Annotated in this window: 22 protein-coding genes, 1 tRNA gene and 1 pseudogene; 8 read left to right on the forward strand and 16 right to left on the reverse strand. The window is 68.1% G+C overall.

What is annotated here, in order from left to right; translation table 11 throughout:
- Positions 1 to 17: 17 nt before the first annotated feature.
- Positions 18 to 512, reverse strand: a complete 495-nt coding sequence (locus tag ABZ855_RS01065; RefSeq protein ID WP_360798868.1) for a hypothetical protein — start codon at positions 510 to 512, stop codon at positions 18 to 20.
- 231 nt (positions 513 to 743) lie between these two features.
- Between ABZ855_RS01065 and ABZ855_RS01070 the strand changes: the two genes are divergently transcribed.
- The 3 genes from ABZ855_RS01070 to ABZ855_RS01080 all read left to right on the forward strand — a co-directional run bounded on the left by ABZ855_RS01070 (position 744) and on the right by ABZ855_RS01080 (position 3,017).
- Positions 744 to 1,169, forward strand: a complete 426-nt coding sequence (locus ABZ855_RS01070) for a transcriptional regulator (RefSeq protein ID WP_360798871.1) — start codon at positions 744 to 746, stop codon at positions 1,167 to 1,169.
- A gap of 231 nt (positions 1,170 to 1,400) precedes the next feature.
- Positions 1,401 to 1,628, forward strand: coding sequence for a hypothetical protein (locus tag ABZ855_RS01075; protein ID WP_360798874.1), 228 nt, complete (start codon positions 1,401 to 1,403; stop codon positions 1,626 to 1,628).
- Positions 1,629 to 1,643: 15 nt separating this feature from the next.
- Positions 1,644 to 3,017 carry a tyrosine-type recombinase/integrase gene (locus ABZ855_RS01080; protein WP_360798877.1) on the forward strand — a complete coding sequence of 458 codons (1,374 nt, stop codon included), beginning with the start codon at positions 1,644 to 1,646 and terminating at the stop codon, positions 3,015 to 3,017.
- Positions 3,018 to 3,275: 258 nt separating this feature from the next.
- Here the strand turns inward: ABZ855_RS01080 and ABZ855_RS01085 are convergent, their stop codons facing one another.
- The 11 genes from ABZ855_RS01085 to ABZ855_RS01135 all read right to left on the reverse strand — a co-directional run bounded on the left by ABZ855_RS01085 (position 3,276) and on the right by ABZ855_RS01135 (position 9,739).
- Positions 3,276 to 4,433 carry a site-specific integrase gene (locus tag ABZ855_RS01085; protein ID WP_360798880.1) on the reverse strand — a complete coding sequence of 386 codons (1,158 nt, stop codon included), beginning with the start codon at positions 4,431 to 4,433 and terminating at the stop codon, positions 3,276 to 3,278.
- Positions 4,433 to 4,621 carry a helix-turn-helix domain-containing protein gene (locus ABZ855_RS01090; RefSeq protein WP_360798883.1) on the reverse strand — a complete coding sequence of 63 codons (189 nt, stop codon included), beginning with the start codon at positions 4,619 to 4,621 and terminating at the stop codon, positions 4,433 to 4,435. The genes ABZ855_RS01085 and ABZ855_RS01090 overlap by 1 nt, the downstream gene beginning before the upstream one ends.
- Positions 4,618 to 6,042: a replication initiator protein RepSA gene (gene repSA, locus ABZ855_RS01095; protein ID WP_360798886.1), complete on the reverse strand. Its 1,425-nt coding sequence runs from the start codon at positions 6,040 to 6,042 to the stop codon at positions 4,618 to 4,620. The genes ABZ855_RS01090 and repSA overlap by 4 nt, the downstream gene beginning before the upstream one ends.
- Positions 6,039 to 6,275 carry a hypothetical protein gene (locus ABZ855_RS01100; protein WP_360798889.1) on the reverse strand — a complete coding sequence of 79 codons (237 nt, stop codon included), beginning with the start codon at positions 6,273 to 6,275 and terminating at the stop codon, positions 6,039 to 6,041. The genes repSA and ABZ855_RS01100 overlap by 4 nt, the downstream gene beginning before the upstream one ends.
- Before the next feature lie 4 nt (positions 6,276 to 6,279).
- Positions 6,280 to 6,462, reverse strand: a complete 183-nt coding sequence (locus ABZ855_RS01105) for a hypothetical protein (protein WP_360798892.1) — start codon at positions 6,460 to 6,462, stop codon at positions 6,280 to 6,282.
- A gap of 92 nt (positions 6,463 to 6,554) precedes the next feature.
- A complete protein-coding gene (locus ABZ855_RS01110) occupies positions 6,555 to 6,851 on the reverse strand; it encodes a hypothetical protein (RefSeq protein ID WP_360798895.1) in 297 nt (98 codons plus the stop codon).
- A gap of 20 nt (positions 6,852 to 6,871) precedes the next feature.
- A complete protein-coding gene (locus tag ABZ855_RS01115) occupies positions 6,872 to 7,060 on the reverse strand; it encodes a mobile element transfer protein (RefSeq protein WP_360798898.1) in 189 nt (62 codons plus the stop codon).
- 20 nt (positions 7,061 to 7,080) lie between these two features.
- Complete coding sequence (locus ABZ855_RS01120) at positions 7,081 to 7,728, reverse strand: DUF2637 domain-containing protein (protein ID WP_360798901.1); 648 nt, start codon at positions 7,726 to 7,728, stop codon at positions 7,081 to 7,083.
- 77 nt (positions 7,729 to 7,805) lie between these two features.
- The gene (locus tag ABZ855_RS01125; protein ID WP_360798904.1) at positions 7,806 to 7,976 is read right to left on the reverse strand and encodes a hypothetical protein; all 171 of its coding nucleotides are present in this window, start codon (positions 7,974 to 7,976) and stop codon (positions 7,806 to 7,808) included.
- Between the two features lie 87 nt (positions 7,977 to 8,063).
- Positions 8,064 to 9,407 carry an FtsK/SpoIIIE domain-containing protein gene (locus ABZ855_RS01130; protein WP_360798907.1) on the reverse strand — a complete coding sequence of 448 codons (1,344 nt, stop codon included), beginning with the start codon at positions 9,405 to 9,407 and terminating at the stop codon, positions 8,064 to 8,066.
- A 2-nt stretch (positions 9,408 to 9,409) separates the two neighbouring features.
- Positions 9,410 to 9,739: a hypothetical protein gene (locus tag ABZ855_RS01135; protein WP_360798910.1), complete on the reverse strand. Its 330-nt coding sequence runs from the start codon at positions 9,737 to 9,739 to the stop codon at positions 9,410 to 9,412.
- Positions 9,740 to 9,899: 160 nt separating this feature from the next.
- Here ABZ855_RS01135 and ABZ855_RS01140 point away from each other — a divergent pair, with 160 nt between their 5' ends.
- On the forward strand, positions 9,900 to 10,220 hold the full coding sequence (locus ABZ855_RS01140) for an antibiotic biosynthesis monooxygenase (protein WP_360798913.1): 321 nt from the start codon (positions 9,900 to 9,902) through the stop codon (positions 10,218 to 10,220).
- Positions 10,217 to 11,455, forward strand: a complete 1,239-nt coding sequence (locus ABZ855_RS01145) for a helix-turn-helix domain-containing protein (protein ID WP_360798916.1) — start codon at positions 10,217 to 10,219, stop codon at positions 11,453 to 11,455. Before ABZ855_RS01140 ends, ABZ855_RS01145 begins: the two co-directional genes overlap by 4 nt.
- 2,091 nt (positions 11,456 to 13,546) lie before the next feature.
- On the opposite strand, the gene ABZ855_RS01150 is transcribed toward ABZ855_RS01145, so the two are convergent.
- Positions 13,547 to 13,888, reverse strand: coding sequence for a DUF6344 domain-containing protein (locus tag ABZ855_RS01150; RefSeq protein ID WP_360798919.1), 342 nt, complete (start codon positions 13,886 to 13,888; stop codon positions 13,547 to 13,549).
- 348 nt (positions 13,889 to 14,236) lie between these two features.
- Here ABZ855_RS01150 and ABZ855_RS01155 point away from each other — a divergent pair, with 348 nt between their 5' ends.
- Both ABZ855_RS01155 and ABZ855_RS01160 read left to right on the forward strand, forming a co-directional pair.
- Positions 14,237 to 14,365 carry a DLW-39 family protein gene (locus ABZ855_RS01155; RefSeq protein WP_003999697.1) on the forward strand — a complete coding sequence of 43 codons (129 nt, stop codon included), beginning with the start codon at positions 14,237 to 14,239 and terminating at the stop codon, positions 14,363 to 14,365.
- A 272-nt stretch (positions 14,366 to 14,637) separates the two neighbouring features.
- Complete coding sequence (locus ABZ855_RS01160) at positions 14,638 to 16,008, forward strand: hypothetical protein (RefSeq protein WP_360798924.1); 1,371 nt, start codon at positions 14,638 to 14,640, stop codon at positions 16,006 to 16,008.
- A gap of 1 nt (position 16,009) precedes the next feature.
- Here ABZ855_RS01160 and ABZ855_RS01165 read toward each other — a convergent pair whose 3' ends face one another.
- Positions 16,010 to 17,977, reverse strand: a complete 1,968-nt coding sequence (locus ABZ855_RS01165; RefSeq protein ID WP_360798927.1) for a protein kinase — start codon at positions 17,975 to 17,977, stop codon at positions 16,010 to 16,012.
- 220 nt (positions 17,978 to 18,197) lie between these two features.
- The gene (locus tag ABZ855_RS01170) at positions 18,198 to 18,746 is read right to left on the reverse strand and encodes a DNA-binding protein (RefSeq protein WP_360798930.1); all 549 of its coding nucleotides are present in this window, start codon (positions 18,744 to 18,746) and stop codon (positions 18,198 to 18,200) included.
- A 181-nt stretch (positions 18,747 to 18,927) separates the two neighbouring features.
- Here ABZ855_RS01170 and ABZ855_RS01175 point away from each other — a divergent pair.
- A tRNA-Ala gene (locus ABZ855_RS01175) sits at positions 18,928 to 19,000 on the forward strand.
- A 364-nt stretch (positions 19,001 to 19,364) separates the two neighbouring features.
- Here ABZ855_RS01175 and ABZ855_RS01180 read toward each other — a convergent pair.
- Positions 19,365 to 19,520, reverse strand: a pseudogene (locus tag ABZ855_RS01180) (TerB family tellurite resistance protein); the annotation flags it as partial.
- Positions 19,521 to 19,522 lie beyond the last annotated feature (2 nt).

The raw sequence follows: 19,522 nt of genomic DNA on the forward strand, positions 1-19,522 counted from the left end.
GGCGGCCCCACTGGGTTTCAGCCGACGGGCTGTCGCTGCATGCCGGCCAGAACCGCGTGCGGGTCGAACCGCCGCGACCGGCCGACGTAGAAGAGCCCCGGCCAGATCTCGCCGCGCTCCGTCGCCTCCTGGATCTGCCTGTCGATCCAGCTCATGGACTTCCGCAGAAAGCCGGACAGCTCCTGCTGGTCCATCAGCCGCTCCGGCAGAGGACGCTGTGATGGAATCTTCGATCTACGCGTAGATGTAGATTCTGTGGTCAAAAAAACGGGCTCGTCCGCGAAGAAGTCGTGGACCTCTTTGTCGAGGGCGGCGGCGACGAGGCCGGCAGCGTGGTCGCTGCACTCCTCGCGGGCCGATTTCCCTCGGCCGACGATGAAGCCGATCATCGATCGGGAGAGCCCCTGACCTGCGGGGTCAACTTCTTTCGTGCGGGCGGCGAGGCGCGGGATGTCCAGCTCGGCCGCCGTCATGGCGGCCCGCAGTGGGGCACCCTTTTCCAGTCGTCGCATGGTGAACCTCCGGCACTGTGGCCGAATTGATGGGTCCGCAGGTCCTTGCGACCTGCGATATCTACAATCTACGTGTGTATGCGTATCGAGTCAAGGGGGGTCTGTAGGGGTGCTACTCCGGCGCACAGGGGCGCATAGGGGTCATGTAGATGCCCCCATGGGGCGTCAAATACAGGTCATCGATCTCCGATCTACTTGCGGATGTAGACGGCGATACCCGATCCTTCTCGTGTGACCAGCCACCAGCACGGCCCCGGCGAGCAAGGCCCCGCCGAGGATCCCGCCCATGAGGGCGAGGATCTGGCGGCACTACTCCAGCGCCTCGTCGAGGAGAAGCCAGACAAGACGCCGAAAGATCTGGCCGTCGAGTCCGGTGTCCCCTATGCGACCCTCAACGCCTGGATGAGACGTACGCGAGGCACGTCCAAGATCAAGTCGGAGACGCTCCGCGATCTCGTCCGAGTCCTCCGCGACGCCTGGGGCCTCTCGGTGACGCCGGCGGAGGTGTTCGCTTCCGTCGGGCGTGCCGTGCCCGGCGGGTCCGACAAGGCGCGGGAGTCTCGACTGCTCCGCGTCTACCGTGAGTTGCCCGTGGATAAGCAGCGTGACGTCCTGCGGTACGCCGATGCGCTACTCACGGTCAGTCGCGCGTCGTAGCGATTAGTAAGGGTTGCCTAAACGGGAGCGTCCTGTTTTGGCTCCCCAATTCACTAGGCGATGGGAGGTTTTGTCCGGATTGATTTGGCCGAAAACAAACCAATCCCGAATATGACAAGCGATCTCCTCAAAGCGCACACATGTGGGTAGCATCGGTCACCCGCTGTCCTCCCGTAGCGGCACTCTGCAACGTCGTTCGCCTGGGGGACACCTGTGTGCATCCGCATCTCCGTGGTCGAAAATCTCCCGACGATCGCCATTTGGGACCCAGACGAGGTAGAAATCCTCGTATCCAGGGGCACCCACCCCCACGACCTGATCAGAGAACTGCACGCGATCCTCACGGTCGACCTCGGCGCACCCGACCTCCCCGGCGCCGGCTTGCACTGCTTCTGCGGCGAGCCCATCGAGCTGCCTGTCGCGCTCACCCCGGTCACCGCCGGCGCACCCACACTCTGATCAGGAGTACGCACCATGGTGCGCAAGAAGACGGCCTCCACACGGGCCGCCAGCAACAACCCGAGGCCTAACCCCTCCATGCGCTGCGGCTGCCCACCGTGCCTGAAGAAGTACCCAGGCAAGAACCGCAAGCCGACGACCGAGCACACCGGATCATGGGAAGCCCGCTACACCGACCCGTCTGGGCGCGACCGCAGCAAGACCAAGGACACCTTCGACGAGGCGGTCGAGTTCCTGGAACAGACCCGTACGGAGATGCGGCAGCGTCGGTGGATCGACCCGGCGCGCGGCGAGATCACCCTGTGCGCCTGGCACAAGATGTGGTGGCCCAGTCAGACGCCGCGGCTGGAGGAGAACTCGGAGGACCGAGACCTGCGCTCCTGGCGGAACCACGTGGAGCCCGCCTTCGGTGCGTGGGTGCTGCTCGACCTCACCTGGCTCGACATCCAGAACTGGGTCAACAGCATCTGGGACGGCAACGGTGGCACGCTCGCCGCCAGCTCGGTCGCCAAAGCCTTCCAGATTCTCGACAAACTCCTCCAGGCCGCGAAGCTCGACCGGCGCATTGCCTTCAACCCGGCTGATGGGGTGAAGCTCCCGACGATCAAGAAGCAGCATCCGGACGACCGGCGCGGACCGTCGTACAAGCAGCTCCAGCTCGTCCGTCGGCACCTGCCCAGGCACATGCGCGCGGTCCAGATCCTCGCCCAGGAGACAGGGCTGCGCTGGGGAGAGATCGCCGGTCTCCGAGCCTGCAACGTCGACTTGGTCGGTCGGCGCATTCACGTACGGGAAGTCCTCGTCGAGCGGAACGGCAAGATCAAGCGCAAGCCATACCCCAAGTCCGACGCAGGCCTGCGCACCGTGCCGCTTACTCGCCTGGCCTGGCGAGTGCTCTCCTTCCATATGGCCCAAGACCCATCGGTCGCAACCCGGTCCGACCCGGAGGCGGACGGGCTCTGCGAGGAGGAGCTGGTGTTCCGGGGCCGGAACACGGTGTCGCGGGTGACGCACGAGCCTTACCGGGCTCCGCTCCGCAGGACCACCTACTACCGGCAGTGGATCAACGCCATCGAGAAGGCCGGCGTCGCGCGCGTCCGTACGAAGAAGATCAAGGTGGGAGAGGTCGATCCGGAGACAGGGCGGAAGCAGACGAAGGAGAAGGTCAAGAAGCAGTGGTGGCCCGAGTTCCATGACCAGCGGCATACGTACGCGTCCCGGCTCCACGAGCGCGGTGTACCGGAAGCGGTCACCCAGGAGATCCTTGGCCATGAGCGCGCGGGCGAGGTGACGTGGCTGTACACACACGCGGCGGCGGACTACGCCGGCCAGGTGCTGGTCGCGCTGGAGGACCGGGAGCCGGAGCGGCGGCTGCGATTGGTGGCGTGACCTGGCGCGACGGATACCCCGGATTACCCCGGGACTACCCCGGAAAGGCCGTACGTCAGGCAGGGGTCCTAGGGTGCTGGACGGTGTAGACCGATGTAGATAGCCCACTGGCCTGCATCTCGACTGACCTGCGAAGATCCACTATTTAGAGTCGGGTCCTGATAAGGATGAGGCCACAGGTTCAAATCCTGTTAGCCCCACCAGCACAAAGACCCCCAGGCGATCACGCTTGGGGGTCTTTGACATCCACGGCTGACATCAACCGATGATTTGATCTTCCAGCAGCTCGGCGAGCATCTCGGTTGCTTCCCGTTGGTCGGAGCCGACCACGTGTGTGTAGACGTCCATGGTCATGCTGATCTGACTGTGCCGGAGGATCGTCTGAGCCACCTTGGGGTGCACCTTGAGGAAGGCGAGCAGGGTCCCGCAGGTGTGCCGGGCGAGCCGAACTGTGATCCGACGCACGCCGGCCCGCTTCACGAGGGCATTGAAGGCTCGGGAGAAGCCCACCGGGTCCGTCAGCCCGCCGCGCTCGGACGAGAAGATCACGTCATGATCCGGCGCCTGCTCCCACGAGTCACCGACGATCTGCCGCTCCAGATCTTGCAATTCCCGGCGCTCTTCCAGGGCACGAGCGCAGAACTCAGGCAGCGGCAGCACGGCCGTCGAGGACTCCGTTTTGAGGTCCTTGAGGATCAGGCCCACGCCCTTTTCCCGCTGCACCTGCTTGACCGGTGTGAACTGCCGATTCTCAAAGTCGATGTCTTGCCAGCGCAGGCCCAGTACCTCGCTGCGGCGGAGCCCGAGAACGAGCACCAGGACGCAGGCCGCGTAGAAGCGATGAGCGCGGGCAGTCCGCAGGAAGCTGATCGCCTCACGCGCGCTCCAGGCCCTTCCCTTGTCCTTGCTGACCTTGGGCATGTCGACCAGGAGCGCGACGTTGCGCGTGAGCAGCTCCTCGCGCATGGCGCGGTTGAGGGCGTTTCGTAGCGTGCGCAGCACCTCGAACCGGGTAGCCGCGGGAACCTTCTCCCGCGTTAACGCGGCCATGCACGTACGGATTTGGGCCGGCGAGAGCTTGACCATGGGTTTCTTGCCGAGGTGAGGAACGAGGTAGAGCCGCACCTTGGACTCGTACTTGACGTACGTGTTGTGCTCGCGATCCGGCTTCACGATGTGCTCAAGCCAGTAGGCCAGCCACTCCCCGAGACTCCAGGACCGGGACGGCACTGGGATGCCGTTGCGCTCCTGCTCTTGGAGCTTGCCGAGCTTCTCAGCGGCTTCGTCCCAGGTCGCGCCGTAGATGTACTTCCGGACGCGGTTGCCCTCGGTGTCGGTGACGTACGCGGCTCCCTGGTAGCGGCCATCGGAGCGCTTGGTGATCGTGCCGCCGCCGTTGGGTCGACGCTTGGCCATCAGGCAGCCCTCTCGATCTGCCCTCGGATGAACTCCGAGACCGAGTCAGCGGGGATACGACGGCACCCATCAACCTTGATCGAGACCAGGCGGTGTGTACGGATCAGGTCGTACACCTTGGTCCGGCCGACCTTGAGGCACACCTTGACCTCATCCACGGTCAGCAGCACGGGAGCGATGGTGGTCATGCGGCGACTCCTTCCAGGTCGTGCAGATCGGCGAGGGCTTCGCGGGCGGTTTCGCGGTTGAGTTGGATGTCTCGGTGGATGTTGGCGGCGAGCCAGGATTCGCCGGGGGTGTAGCCGTGGCCGGCGTAGGTCCAGTGGGCGAGGGTGAGCGTGGTTGTCTCCGGGTGGTCGTCGGGGTCGGGTAGGCCGAGGGCTTCGCGTTGTTGGGCTGCGCGGTAGTCGGCTCGGGTCTGTCGGAGGGCGCCGAGGGTGGTGGAGTAGCGGCGGGACTTGGTGGAGAAGTGGCCGCGGAAGCCGAGCATGTGGGCCCAGTCGCGGAGCTTGCGTTCGGGGTAGAGCGCGTGGAGGTCGAGGCAGGCTTCGATGAGCCGGCGGGGGTGGTCGGGCACGCCGAGGAGGACGAGGGCTTCCTTGTTGCCGACGCGACGGTCGACGGTGCCGGTGGTCTCGGCCGCTTTGGTGGCGTACTTGGCGACGTAGGAGGCAACGGCCTGTTCGGTGATGTCTTCGCCGTGGCCGAAGGCGCCGATCGGCTGAACATCGAGTTGGGTGCCCCAGCGCAGGGTGCGGGCCGGCTCGGTGCGGGCGGGTTGGTCGGGGTCCGGCTGGTGGCGGGCCGGGGGTACGTCGACCTGGACGCGGGCCGCAGCGGCATGAATGGCGTCGGTCAGCAGGTCGAGGGTTGCCCAGGGCGGGGGCGGGGAGTCGGGCCCTTCCGGGCCGTCGAAGCGGATCACGGCGTGGAAGTGGACGGCACCGCGCTTCTGGTATTCGGCGACCTTCCCGAAGGCGAGGCGGGACTGTTCGTGAGCCGTCTTCTGGGTGAGGCCGGCGCGGCGTGCGATCTCGCGGCGGAGGTAGATCGTGAAGTAGCGCCACAGGTCGGATGCGTGGTTGTTCCACAGCACCGCGCCCGGATAGTCGTACGTGGCGGTATCGAGCGGGGTGCCGAGTTCGGGCGCCTCGTCGGAGTGCCGTACGCCGCAGCGGCAGGGCCGGTTCGCGGGGCGGTTGTGGACGGCACCGAAGGACGGGGCGGTGAGGGTGGCGAAGACGCGGGGGTGTTCGCGCACGGTGTGCGGAGTGCCTTTGACGGGGTCTCCGACGAGGCCGGCCCGAATCAGGTGGTAGGTGTCGCCGGCGTAGGTCCAGGCGCAGGCGGGGCAGCGCGAGGCACGGCGGTTGCCGCACGCGATACGGAGCATGCCGCCCGGCTCGGTGTCGGTGCTGTAGGCGTGCAGCACGGTCCGGGTGGAGGGGTCGATGGTCTTGGTCGCGCCAGTCAGGCGGATGGGGTCGGAGCAGCCGCCGGTGCGGCGGATCTGTTCGTTCCAGCGGTCGTAGTCAGCCGAACCGGCCACCCTCAGCACATCGGCGAGGGTGGCCGGGTCGAGACCCGCCGCAGTGGCGGTGTCGGTCACGCCAACACCTCCGGCATGTCGGTGGTCATGGCGTCCAGGGCCCCGGCGGCTTCGAGTGCTGCGGCAGCCAGGCCGCGCAAGGACTCGGAGGTGCCGAGGGAGGCGATCAGGGCGATATCGATGAAGTCGCCCTGAATGCGGAGGCTGACGAAGGAGTCGGTGGGGCCCGCGAAGGGCGTGACGCGGAAGCGGGTGTCCGTCTCGATGTGGGCGGAGATGCCGAGGCTCTTCACGCGGTCACCGCCCGGCGCGGACGAGGGCGGACGCGGGGACGAGGTGACCGGTGCCGCGGCAAGCCGGGCAGGCGACCGGAACGGTCACGCGGGAGCCGCCGCGGTGACGGGTACCGGTGGTGATGGCGACCGTGGCGAAGCCGTCGCAGTCGCGGCAGACGGGCAGGTTCGAGGAGCGCTGGGGCATGATGGGGCTTCCCTTTCGGGTCCGTTGGATCAGGAGGGTGAGGCCGTCCGGGGCGGCGGATACTTGGCCGTAGAGGCCGTCCCGGACGGGCGTTACTTGCGGAGCGCTTTCTTGTGCTTGGGCTTGCGGGTGATCGTGTAGCCGATGCCGCAGCTCGCCGACAGGACCGCGACGACGGACGCGGCGATGATCTGGACGACGAACGCGATCACGAGCAGGACGACGACGGAGCCGACCGTGATCGCGAGCGTGAGCAGGATCGGGCCCTTGTACGAGCGCGGGGCTTCCTGGACGATCACGACCTGGCGGACGTCGCTGCCCGGCGGGATCTGCCGGTACAGGTCGGCGGGGATGTGGCCGGCGCGGAGCTGTTCGTCGGGCAGTCGCATGACTGTTTCTCCTTCCGGGGTCAGGGCGTGCAGCGGTGGGTGCGGGCGGCGAGTTCGGCAGCCGAGCGGTCGTTGTGCTCGGTGGAGAAACCGCAGGAGGGCGAGGTGCAGGCGGCGGTGTGCTTGGTCTGGCCGCGTCCGTTGTTGAACGTGCCGACCCGGACGGGGCCGATACGGATCACGTCGTAGAAGCGGTTCGGTCGCGCCATGGTGTGGATCTCCTTGTCTGTCAGGTGAGTTGGGCGGCGATCGCGTCCGCCATGAGGGCGGGGACGCCGAGGCGGGCGCGCAGGGTGTCGGGGTCGATGTCGGCACCGGTGCGGGTGCGGTGGTCGGCGGCGACCTTCCGTGCGTGGTCGACCAGCGCCGGAGGCACCGCAACCGGGGCGGGCAAGGCCGGGGCGGGCACCGGTTCGGCGATCGCCGGTGCCGTCTCGGGTGCCGAGGGGCGGTCGACCACGGGCACGGCCACGGGTGCGGGCAGCGGCTCGGGGTCAGGTGGGGGTGTGTGGTCGGTGGTCGGTGAGTGGGCGAGGAGGGTTCCGCCGAGGAAGGCGAGTGCGGGCCATCCGGCGATGCCGAAGCGGAGCCAGGCCGGGGGGTGTTGGAGGTCGAGAAAGCCGGCGGTGGCGACGTTGGCGCCGAGCGAGGCGACCAGGGCGATCAGGAACCAGCACCAGGCCAGCCGGGACGGACCGTCCGAGCGCAGCCGGCGCCATGCCGCCACGAGCAGCAGATCGACGCTGATCGGGTAGGCCCAGGCCTTCCAACCGGATTGCCCGGCAGCGGCGGCGAGGTCGTGCAGGTGGGCGAAGGACAGCGCACCGGCGATCACGGCCTGTACAAGTACGGCGTCCGGGCGGATCGATCGGGTCACGAGTCTTCACCTCCTTTGCGGGATGTGGGCCGGGGCGGGGCGGGGAACGAGGTCCGGCCGCCCGGCCCGGCGGGGGTTCAGTCGGTGGCTTCGCCGGTGCCGAAGCAGGCAAGGCAGATACCGGCCTGTTGGCCGACGTTGCGCTGTTTGCGGCCGACGCGGACCGTGCGGGAGACCTCTCCGGTGCCCTTGCACGGCGCGCACTCCTTCGGCGGAGGCTTCGGGGCGGTGGTCTTGCGTGCGGCCACGGTGGTGCTCCTTCCGGGTTTTCGGCATGGCGGGGGTAGGGAGCTGGCGCGACGCGGTCACGCCAACCGGGGTGGAGCCAGGGGGTGTTAGTCGGTGACCGGGCGCGGCACGATCAGCGGCGGGACGTCGGCCGGCATCGGCACGGGGCGCACGGTCGGTCGGAACGGGGCCAGGAACGGGAGATCCGGGGTGAGGTGGGCGAACTCCCGGCATACGGCGGTTGCTTCGTCGGGGGTGGTCTGCGGGGTGCGGATGCGGGACCAGCCGCCGGAGGTGTCGCCGGCCACGGCCACGCCGGGACGATCCGGAGCGATCGCGGTCACGGCAACCACGGCGTCCGGGGCGATGTCGCCCAAGCCCATCTCTGCCGTCTGCTTGTCGTTGACGCGGTGGACCACGCGGCCGGTGAGCTGAGCACGCAGGGCAGTGGCGCCCTTGCCGAGGTCGGAGCCGAAGCGCTGCCCGCAGATCTCCAGGTAGATGCCGACCGCACGGGCCATCTGACCGACTCGGATCAGTTGCATGACCGTGTGGTCACGGGCCTGCTCTTCCTTCTTGGAGGCCACGAGGAACAGTTCTGCGATCTCGTCGACGAGGACGACCAGCGGCACCGGCCGTACCTTGTCGGGCAGGCCCCACAGGTCGGTGACACCGTGATCGGCGAGCAGGTCAAAGCGCTGTTCCATCTCATTGACGAGGGCATCGATCAGGTGGCCGGCCGTTTCGGTGGTGGTGACCAGGGCCGACAGACGGGGCGCGTAAGCGCCCTGTTCGACCCCGCGCTTGCAGTCGATCCCGATCAGGCCCACCGGCAGCATGGCCAGCCCCTTGATCAGGTTGCGCTGATACATGGACTTGCCCGACAGCGTCGCGCCCAGGGTCAAGGCGTGCGGGACCTTGCGGTAGTCCCGAACGAAGACTGTGCCGTCCTCCCGCAGCGCGACCGGAACGACCATGTCCTTCGGTTGCGCCTTGCGCGGCAGCTTGACCCGCTTGAGGACGTCCCACCCGGTCATCCGCAGTTCGACATAGCCCGGCTTGGTCTCCAGCACGGTCATCGAGCGACCGCCCCACGCGTGCCGCAACCGCTCCGAGGACGCCGTGACGTCGGCAGGCTCCAGGCCGGCGGGGAGACGGAGGGTGATCCGCAGCCCGGTCGACGTCGGAAAGACCCGGCGAACCTTCGGCGGAACCGGACGCACCTCGCGACGAGCGACGTTGCGCGTCACGAACGCCCGCATCCGCGACGGTTGCACGGTCAGACCGCACACATCCATCGTGGACCGGTAGGTCCAGGTGAACCGGGACCAGGTGGCCGGCAGGCCGACCAGCGACCAGTACACGCGAGGAGCGCGGACCTTCGCGTAGCCGAGCCCACCCGCACCAGCGGCGGCACTCCCGACCTCCAGCCAGGTCACCAGATCCGTCATGGTCAGGCCACCGCCGTGATCGCGATGGCGCGGAACGAGATCCCGTGACGCTTCTGGCCGTTGAACTCGTTCTCCCAGTCACGGGCCTTGAGCCCGGTCACCCGCACGATCGTGCCCGGCTGGAGACCCTCGGGGTAACCGGTCTCCGGGACGGTGACCTTGTAGAGGTTGCCCTCACCCTCGTCGGAGATGACCAGGCCCACCGTGGACAGGCCCGCACCGGAATCCCGGTCCACGGCCCGCTCACCCGTGCGCTTGTCGACGATCTTCGCCTCAGGGGCGGTCGCCACGATCACGATGGCGGTCGAAAGGTCGATCTTGAAGGACGGCATGAACGCGTCTCCTATGTATGGCAGTTGAGCCACCCAAACACTCCGGGTAGCAGCTTCACTACGACCATACCCACAGAGAAACTGCGAGTAAACAGAAAAACTGCGACTAGTAGCAGAACTCTGGGTCTGCGAGACTGGACGCGATGAGAAGGAGGATGAAATGGCCAACTATGGGCTTTTTGTTCGCTTCACTCTGCGGGATGGCGCAGGCGAAGCGTTCGACACACTGATGCAAGAGACGACTGCAGGAATCCGGGCGCATGAGCCGGGAACACTCATCTACGCGTGCCACGAGGTCGAAGGCGCCCCCAACGAGCGGATCTTCTTCGAGCTGTACGCCGATCGAGACGCGTTCGAGGAGCACGAGCGCCAGCCGCACACACGCCACTTCCTGACCGAACGGGCCAAGTACGTCGAGAGGACCGAGGTCGATCGCCTCCAGCCGTACGCCGGCAAGTACCCAACCGGAGTCGAGAAGTGACAGCTTCCGACTCCAAGGCCATGGGTCGAAGGGTCAAGGAGCTGCGACGCGCTGCCGGCATGGCGCAGAGCGATCTCGCCACGGCTATGCGACGCTCCGAAAGCTGGGTATCGCAGGTGGAAAGAGGCGTGCAGCCCGTCGAGCGACTGTCGGTCCTTCAAGCTCTTGCCGACGCTCTCAATGTGTCCGTACAGGAACTACGGCCCGATGCTGCTGTCCCAGCGGAGGAAGCCGAACCGCCGGATCTGCCACCGAGCAATGACCTTGACGGTCTTCGCGTAGCCCTCACCGGTCACCCAGCACTGGGCAGCCTCTTCGACCAGCCACCAGCCGAGCCGACTCCATCGCTTTCCGATTTCCGGCGGGACGTTGACGAGGCATGGGCGCTTGCACACGCATCGCGGTACGCAGCGATGAGCGATCATCTCGCGAAGCTACTCCCGCGCATCGAAGCCGCAGTACGCCATGCACCGGCCGGCGAGCGGGCAGAACTTCACTCGCTGCTAGCCAAGGCGTATCAGGTGGCCGCAGCGAGCTTCACTCGGCAGGACCAGGCGGATGCGGCATGGATCGCGGCTGACCGAGCCCTACAGGCGGCCGAACTTGCAGGTCAACCACTGGAAGTTGTCGCAAGTTTGTTTCGCATGGCACACGCCTTCATGCGACAGCAACACATGGAGCAGGCCGAGCAGGCAGCGAAATCCGCTGTAGCCGTCATGGAGCCGAGAGCAGCAGCACCCGCATGCCCACCGGAAGAACTGTCCCTCCTGGGTGCCATGAACCTGGTTCTTTCAGTGATCAACGCGAGGGAAGGCAATCGCGGGCAGACCCATGCGCACATTGACCGGGCGCGAGAGATCGCGGCACGGTTGGGCGAGGACCGGAACGACTTCGATACGGAGTTCGGGCCGACGAACGTCGAGATCCACGCTGTGAGTACGGCAGTGGAGTTGGGAGACGCCGGCCTTGCCCTGGAAGTGGCCCAGCAGGTTGTCCCATCAGGCCTATCCCCTGAGCGGCAGGCGCGTTTCCTGCTTGACGTGGCGCGAGCACACGCGCAGCGGCGACACGTCGGTGAGGCCACAGCCGCACTCTTGGCAGCCGAGGCTCTGACGCCCGAACAGATCCACGATCACCATCTGGCTCGCGAGGTCATCCGTGACCTGATCCAACTGTCCGAACCTCGCGTCCCGGATTCGCTGCGCGATCTGGCCGAGCGAAGCGCCGCAGCCTAGGAGACCTGTTACAGGTTTCTCTACCTCATCAAGCCCTCCGCCCATGCGGGCGGAGGGAGGCCGTGAGGGACAGCTCAGCCTGTGGGGTCCGGCCGGCCTCAGCCGTGGCGCACTTGGGATGGAACAGAACACACCAACACGCCACCACGGGGAAGCTCGGCTCTCTCTCGCTTCACCAGCCTCAGGGGTTACCGCCTTAGCCCCGGCTTTCGGCCCACGGTTCGACGGGACTCGAAGGGGTTCGGGTGCCCTCGGCTTTCGGCCTCCCGGTCGCGTTGGCCCACCGGCTTTCCGGTCGTCGCCGCCACGAGGACGCACACCCCACCGGCCCGCACTGCGGGCCAGCGCGGGGACTCGTGGCTCGGGGCTCCGCTCCTGCCTTCGGCCCGCGCCGCCCCGGCCACGGCCCCGCGCCACCATCGTTGCCCCAGGGTGCTCCCCGTTTCACACACCGACCCCGCCATAGGCCGATGCACCGGGACCGAGCCTGACACCCACCCCACCACGACCCGGCAGCACCAGGCCCCAGACCAGGCACAGCATGACCCCGCAACAGGTACGCATGATCCGCCATGTACCCGGCAAGACGTTTTGTGATCAAAAAGCAGGTGCGCCACGGCTGAGGCCGGCCGGACCCCACAGGCTGCGCGTGGACGGGAAAGAGGTTGTCCTCGGACGGGCCTGAACGAGGTTGCGGTCAGAGAGAGCCTCCGGCGGGGGCGCTCAGACTCTGGGATGGACGGGGCGCCGTTCGCGAGTGCCGGTCCGTAGTGGTGTACGTGGGGAGCTTCCATCCCGACCACCATCGACCCAGGCAGAGCCGAGCAGACGAGGCCCAGGGCGTCAAGGTCGTTCGTACAGTGGCGCGCTCCACCTTGACGCCCTGAACCACGCCCGCTCCACGGTGTGTGGGTCGACGGCGGACGGGATGGAAGCTTGGGGTGAGTGGTGAGTTGCGGCGCGGTTGGATCCTGCTGGGATGTTTCACGTGAAACCGCCCTCGCCCGCAAACAGATCGATCCTGGTCAAGTTGCCGCGACTCAGCCTCGTTAAAGCGAGCTAGGTTGCACCCGTTCCTGACGTATCGCCACTTACTTCTATGCGCCTGACCTGCGGAAATGACGTGACTTCCGATGTTGTCAAAGGTGACCGGTAAGATGAGCGCAGCTACATCGCGAAGCTCTCATTGGAACTGCTCTTTGGGGGAGACGAGTTCACCGTCTCCGGCCCATGGCGGGTCGGTCTGGAGAGCAGAAGGATGTGGCTAGATGAACGAGAGCCCTAAGGCGCGCCGACGCAGGTGGACCGGCCCAGAGAAGTGGCAGGTTGGCTTGGCGGCTGTGGCACTGGTGTTCACGATCGTCGAGCGAGCGGGTTGGTTTTCCTGACCCGACAGGCAGCCGGTCGGAGGCGACACGTGATGAGCTGTGAACGCAGCGAGTCCGGTCGGTTTCAGCTCGACCGGACTCGCTAAGGCAAGGGGTTTGGTCCTGGTTGGCGCCGGGGCCAAACCCCCTCTGTCTACGGTAGTTACTAGAAAAGCCCTGATCAGGGCCCTAGCCGGAGACAATCTGTCTACTACAATACCTCCGCTTTGACCTGACTGGCCAGCCAAGACGGTCCCCCGTGTAGCTACAGCCGTACGGATCTCTCTCCAATTAAGCAATCATCAGTGAAGCGTCCAACTTGCCTGGTGTCCTCGCAGGTGCTCGTTTACGTCCATGGCGTGCACCCTTGTCTTGGAGGGACAGAGCCCGGTTTCGTCAAGGCCGGGAGGGTGGGCTGACATCAGTGGCTGACACCAACAGGCGCGGACAACGGCGACCGACACCGGACCTCAGCGGACGATCGGCCGATGTGCAGGAGTACTTGGCCGACGTCGACGGCCCCCCATGATCGACCTGATAAGGATGAGGCCACAGGTTCAAATCCTGTTAGCCCCACAGTGAAAAGGCCCCCAGCCAGTGATGGTTGGGGGTCTTTCGTCTGTCCTGGTGCTTCTCCTTGTGGCTTTGTACGCAAGTTCGCCGCTACGGGGGAGGGGAGGCGCTGCAGGGTCAGGGGGAAGGGGTGCGGGGTGGCGCCGGAGGGTCAGGAGAGCGGCTGGGGCGCTCTCTCCGCGTCCGTGTCGGTCTCCGGGGCGGCTTCCGTGTCCGCGTCCGTGTCCGCGGGTGAGCGGTGGCGGCAGCTCGGGGAGGAGCCGTGGGCCTCGGCTCCGATGCGCTGCTTCATCGTGGGGGGCAGGGACCGGGCGTAGGACCAGGCCCAGTCGGCTGTCGGTGGCAGCGCCGGGGATGCGGTGCAGTTGCGCGCCGGCCGGCTCTCGGCTACCGCCGTGTTGGCGGTCGTCGTGATCAGGCCGAGGGCCGTGCACAGCGCCAGGAAGGCGGTGACGACGACGTTCCACAGCTTCATGACCTTGTTCTGGGCCATGGCCCCTCACTTTCGGGTTGGGCGATTTGCGTACTTTCCTCATGATGTGTATGGCGGCCGGTAAGTGGTGGACCAACGCCCATGGCGCGTCGATCTTCTGATGAACACCACTCGGATGGGTGCAATGGAGCAGAAAAGGGGAACCCTGGGAGCAGAAGAGAGGATTTGTGGCGAAAAATCACTGAACGTGGAGATGTGATCACCCTCCGATCGGAGCGGTGTCGTCCACTTCTACTGCGTTGCTCCCGGCGGGAGTTGGCGACCGGCGTAGGTCACCGATCGGTCTCGGCCGGAGGGTATAGTCGGGCGCCAGAGGTCCCCTACGTCAAGGAAAGACGAGGTCGCACGGTGAAGAAGCTTCTCCTGGTCGCACTGGCCGCCATCGGCGGGCTCCTCGTGTACCGCCAGATCCAGGCGGATCGCGCCGAGCAGGATCTGTGGACGGAGGCGACCGACTCCGTGCCCACGGGTTCCTGAGTATCGACAGCAGTCTGTGAACAGACCCCGGCCGCCGACGCGGTCGGGGTTTTGTGTTGTCCGCGACGGCGTGGTTCACCGGCGTGAAGGAAAACCTTGCTGGGGCAAATCGGGGTGCCTCAGGGGCGCCTGTTTCGGGCGGTCGTGCGAATTGTGCGGTGGCGGGGCGGTCGGCGGGGCAGGATGAGGCGGCGGTCCGGGCACAGATCGTGCCCGGCCTGGCAGGGCCTCGCGGACGGCCGGGGCGGCGAACAGGACGAGGGGGGCGCGTGATGGGGCGGCGCACGGTACGGGGCGCGGTCGTGGCGGCGGTGCTGTGCGCGGTGGTGGGTGCGGGCGCGGGCCCGGGATCCGGCTTCGAGGCGGTCGCCGCGCCGGATCCGTACGCCTACGACTTCGCCGACGGCGCCCGCACCGTCGAGGGGGCCGCGAGCACCACGGACGCCGCGGGCCTGGAGCCCGGCGGCGTCTACCGCAGCACCCTCCCCGTCAACGGACAGCTGTACTTCCGCCTGGCACTGGACGCCACGTCGAACGCGTACGTCTCCGCCACCGCCGTCCCCCGGCAGGGCGCGACGGTGGCCTCGACCGACGGCGTCAAGGTGTCCGTGCAGGACACCGACGCCCGTTCCTGCTCCTACGACAGCACGCGCTTCGGGCCGTCCCGCAGCCCGCACCCCGTCGCCGCCTGGGCGTCCCGGGTGACCGACGGCGAGACGACGGCCTGCCAGAGCGCGGGTACGTACTACGTCGTCGTGGAGCGCATCGACTCGCCGGGCTCGTCGTCCGACGACTGGGACCTCGAGCTGACGTATGTGTCGGAGCCCAGCCTCGTGAACAAGAGTTCGACAGTGGCGCCCGAGTCCCCCGGGTCCGACGAGGCCTGGGGCTCCGCCTCGCCCGACCCGCTCACCGGCGACGCGGTCCGCCGCCCGGGAGGCGCGGGCTTCGCCACGGCCACCCCGGTGGGCAAGGGAGTCTGGCGGGACGACATCACGCCCGGCCGGACGCTGTTCTACCGGGTGCCGGTCGACTGGGGGCAACAGCTGTACGCGGTCGCCGAACTGGGCAGTTCCGGCGTCGATGCCGGCGGTGGCGGCCGGCACGTCAGCTCCGCGCTCGTCATGTCGCTCTACAACCCCGCGCGCGGGTACGTCGACGACGAGAGCCTCCTCTACGACGGCCGCCAGACCTCGGCCGCCCTCGATCCGCTGCCACCGGTCGCGTACGCCAACCGCTACGGCTCCGGCGACCGCGTGAGCGGAATGCGGTTCGCCGGCTCGTACTACCTGGTCGTCCATCTCGGCGAGCAGATGACGGAACGATTCGGCCCGGGGCCGTACGGGCTGACGCTGAGGGTGCAGGTGACCGGCGCGGCGCAGGACGCGCCCGCGTACCTGGGGCAGTCCGTGCCCCGGGACACGTTCGCGGTCACGGACCGGGACCGGGAGGCGGCCGCCGGGTGGGCGGACGTCACGGGGGAGGACCAGGGCGTCGCCGCCGGCCACGGCGGGGGGAGCGGCGGGGATGGTGACCCCGCGATGCGGGTGGTCGCGGTGAGCGGGATCGGCACGGGGAGCCTGCTGGTGCTGGGGCTCGGGCTGTGGACGGTGATCGCCCGGCGCCGGTCCTGGCGCGTGTAGTTCAGATCCGGAACAGGGCCCAGAAACCCACGGCGTAGCAGGCCAGGGCAAGGAACAGGACCGGTATCGCCACCTTCGCGGACGGCCCGGGACGACGCTGCCGCCGACGCCGGGCGCGGCGCTGCGGCACCGCCTGGGGGGACTGCTGGACCTGCGGCGACCGTTCGGCGTACGAGGAGGAGGCGTACGTGTCCTGCGGCAGCCTCGGAGTGGGGGTCGCGGTCGGGGTCTGCGTCTGGGTCGGCGCCTGGGTGGCGGTCCGGTGCGTGTGGGCCGTATGGGCTGGGTGGGGCCGGAGGGCCAGCGCCGGTGTGGGCTCGAACGGCTGGGCCGCGAAGGACGGTACTTCGTAGGGCGGGGGTACGTGGGGCGCGGCGGGCGCCGGGAGCGGGACGGCCGCGGGGGGAGTGGCGGCGCCGGTGACCTGGGGAGGGGGCAGATGGAAGCTGCCCGTGTCCGACATGCCGGACGGCTGGGGCGGGACCGCCGCCGGCGGGTGAGTGGGGCGCGGCGGCGCGGTGTCCGGGCGGGGCGGGATGCCGTTGCGCTGGGCGGACTGCGGGGCGGGGCGGCTCGCCGCTGAGTCGGCTCCGGGCCCCGTCGGGGTGGCGCCGGCAGGCTGCCACGGTTGGTCGGTGGCGGAGCCGGAGTTTGCGGGCTCGGGGGCCTTGGCGGGTCTGGAGGGTATGGAGGGTATGGAGGGTACGGCCCCCGGGCCTGGTACGGGCGGTGGGGAAACGTTTCCTGGAGGCGGCGGAGGGCCGGGCACGGGCCCCGGTGTCCGACCGGGCCACGGCCCCGGCGCCGAACCCGGCATCGGACTGGGCCCCGGCCCCGTGTGCGTACCGCCGGTCGCGGGCCCGGTGGGCGTGCCGTCCGAGTTCGGTTCGCGGTACGGGTCGTAACGGCGGACCGATCCCGGGCCGGTGTGTGTGCCCGTGTGCGAGTCCGAGTGTGAGCCGTGGTGTGAGCCGGTGTGCATGCCGTCCGGCTCGCCGCTTCCCGCGCCCGAGGCCGGTCCGCCCGCTGCTCCCGTGCCCGTCGCCGTGCCGGCGCGCGAGCCGCTCGTGGTCACGTCGGGGGACTGTTTGAGGGGGCCGGTGGGGGCGAAGCCTCCCGGCAGGGGGCCGAGTTGGTCGAAGATCTCGATCAGCTCGTCGTCCGGGCCCGGCTCGGGCAACAGTTCGGCGGCCTGGGCGAGGGCCTTGCGCGCGCCTGTGGCGGTGCGGAACCGTGCCTGCGGGTCCGGCTGCAGCAGCGTGGCCACGACCTGCCACAGCGGCTCCGGTATGCCCTGCGGCGCGCTGGGCGTGCCGTGTTCCACGAAGTACTCGATCAGGGCCTTGGAGTCCGGCTTGGCGCCCTCCAGGAGATACAGGGCGACCAGGCCCACGGCGAACAGGTCGGACGGGAAGTCCGGGTCCGCGCCCAGCATTTGCTCGGGGGCGAAGTAACCGGGCGTGCCCACCACGTAGTCGGTCTCCGTCAGCCGGGGCTCGCCCAGCCGCATGGCGATACCGAAGTCGGACAGCCGCAGCCGCGGGCGGCCCGTGCCGGTCGCCTCGAGCAGCACGTTGGCGGGCTTGATGTCCCGGTGGACGACACCCTCCGCGTGCACGGCGGCCAGGCCCGAGAGGAGCTGGTCGAGCAGGGTGCAGACGAACGTGGGCGGCAGCGGGCCGTAGTCGGCGATCAGATGGACGAGCGAGCCCCCGGCGACCAGATCCATGGTGAACAGGACCTTGTCGTCGTCGGCGGCCCAGCTGGCCGGGGCGAGGACATGCGGGTGGTCGATCCGCAGCGCCTGTTCGCGCACGAAGCGCAGCAGTGAGTGGGCGTCGCTCTGCTGCAGGACCTTGGCGGCCACGTACCGGCGGCGTCGGTGGTCCCAGGCGCGCCAGACGGCGCCGACTCCCCCGCGCCCGATCGGGTCGGCCAGTTCGTACCGGCCGGCGAAGACCTCACCCATGGCTCTGCGTCGATCCCCCTTCGGATCCCCGCTCGGTCGGTTCCGGACCGGCGGGTGGTACGGCTCCTCCTACCCCGCTCCGGAGCCCCCTGTCACCCCGCTCCTCCAGAACCTGTCTCCGTACCTGTTTTCCCCCAGGTGTTCTCCGTCTCCCCCGCCCCCCTGTGTGCTGAGCCGTAGCCCGGCCGCCGAACCCCCGGTCGGCGGCCGGGCCGGCGGCTCAGCTCTGGTGGGACTGGTAGTGCGTCACGGCGTCGGACGTGCGGCCCGCGCCGTACACCCGGAGGAACTCTGCCAGTTCCGGGTGGCTCGGGGCGAGAGTGTCAGCCGCCTCGATGATGTCCCCGGCGGCAGCCACCGAGCGCAGCAGTGACTGGATCTCGCGGACCACACGCTTGACCGTGGGCGCCCCCGAACTCGTCGTCGACTGCGCGGTGTTGCTGAGCACCGACCCCCCCTGCGACTTCTTGATCTCATCCATCCGCTCGGTCGCCTCGGCGGCGCTGACGCTGCCGTCCGCGACCTGGCCGGCCAGATCCTGCAGCAACTGCACACGCTGCACCACTGCCGGATTGCCGATCTTGGCCCGCTGGCCACTCATCAGCTGTGACAGCATCGGCGCGGACAGACCCAGTACCCCCGCGAGACGAGCCTGGTTGAGACCAAGATCGTCGATGAGCTTACGGAAGAGCGCCCCCAGCGGCTCCCCGTACCAGTTCCGCTGAAGCTCCCGCGCTCTTGCGGTTGCTTCCTGCTGTGCGGCATCCATTGCGTCTCCCCATCGCTTCCCCAAATACCGCGGTTCGCTGTCGCGAACCACGTCGAGCATCTTACGGAGAGTGGTCGTCCACGGGGACCCCAATCCTTTTGCGAGATACCGGGGATGAACCGGTACTCTGGTCTGCGGCGCCCACCAGTACCTGGTTGTTCTGGGCGGACGCCTCCCTTTCGGGGCCTTAGCTCAGTTGGTAGAGCGCTGTCTTTGCATGGCAGATGTCAGGGGTTCGACTCCCCTAGGCTCCACCCCCGAAATGCCCTCTGAACTGCGGAAACGCAGTCCGGAGGGCATTTTTTGCAAGGGTCGGCACCCGAGTGCGCCCGTGCTCACGGCGCGTGTTGTGCCAGGCCTGATCCACGACGCCGGCCCTGGCAGGTGGCGAGGGTGGCGTTGGGCCCTGCGGTGGCGGTGAGGCTCGAGAGGAGGTCGAGGACAGGAATCAGGGCACCTCGGTCCGGGCCGTAGTGCCGTACGGCTTCCTGTGAGATGCGCTGTTTTCGGTCAACCCGGCCGGAACGCGCACGGCCACGCCCCTCCGAGGTGCGGAGGGGCGTGGCCGTGAGGGGCGCCGCCGATGATGGCGACCTTCTAAAGCACGCTCACCTTGCCGATGTTCTCGTCGAACCGGCGGCGCAGATCGTCGGAGGGGAAGTTCCGCAGCCCCTCGTTCGTCGCGATGAGGTGGGCCACGCGCTGCCGCTCCGCCGGGTCGATCGTGCCGTCGGCCGCAACGACCAGGGCGGCGCACATCGCCGTGCTGGCGTTGC

It is taken from the genome of Streptomyces sp. NPDC047042 (assembly GCF_040644035.1).
Taxonomy (GTDB): domain Bacteria; phylum Actinomycetota; class Actinomycetes; order Streptomycetales; family Streptomycetaceae; genus Streptomyces.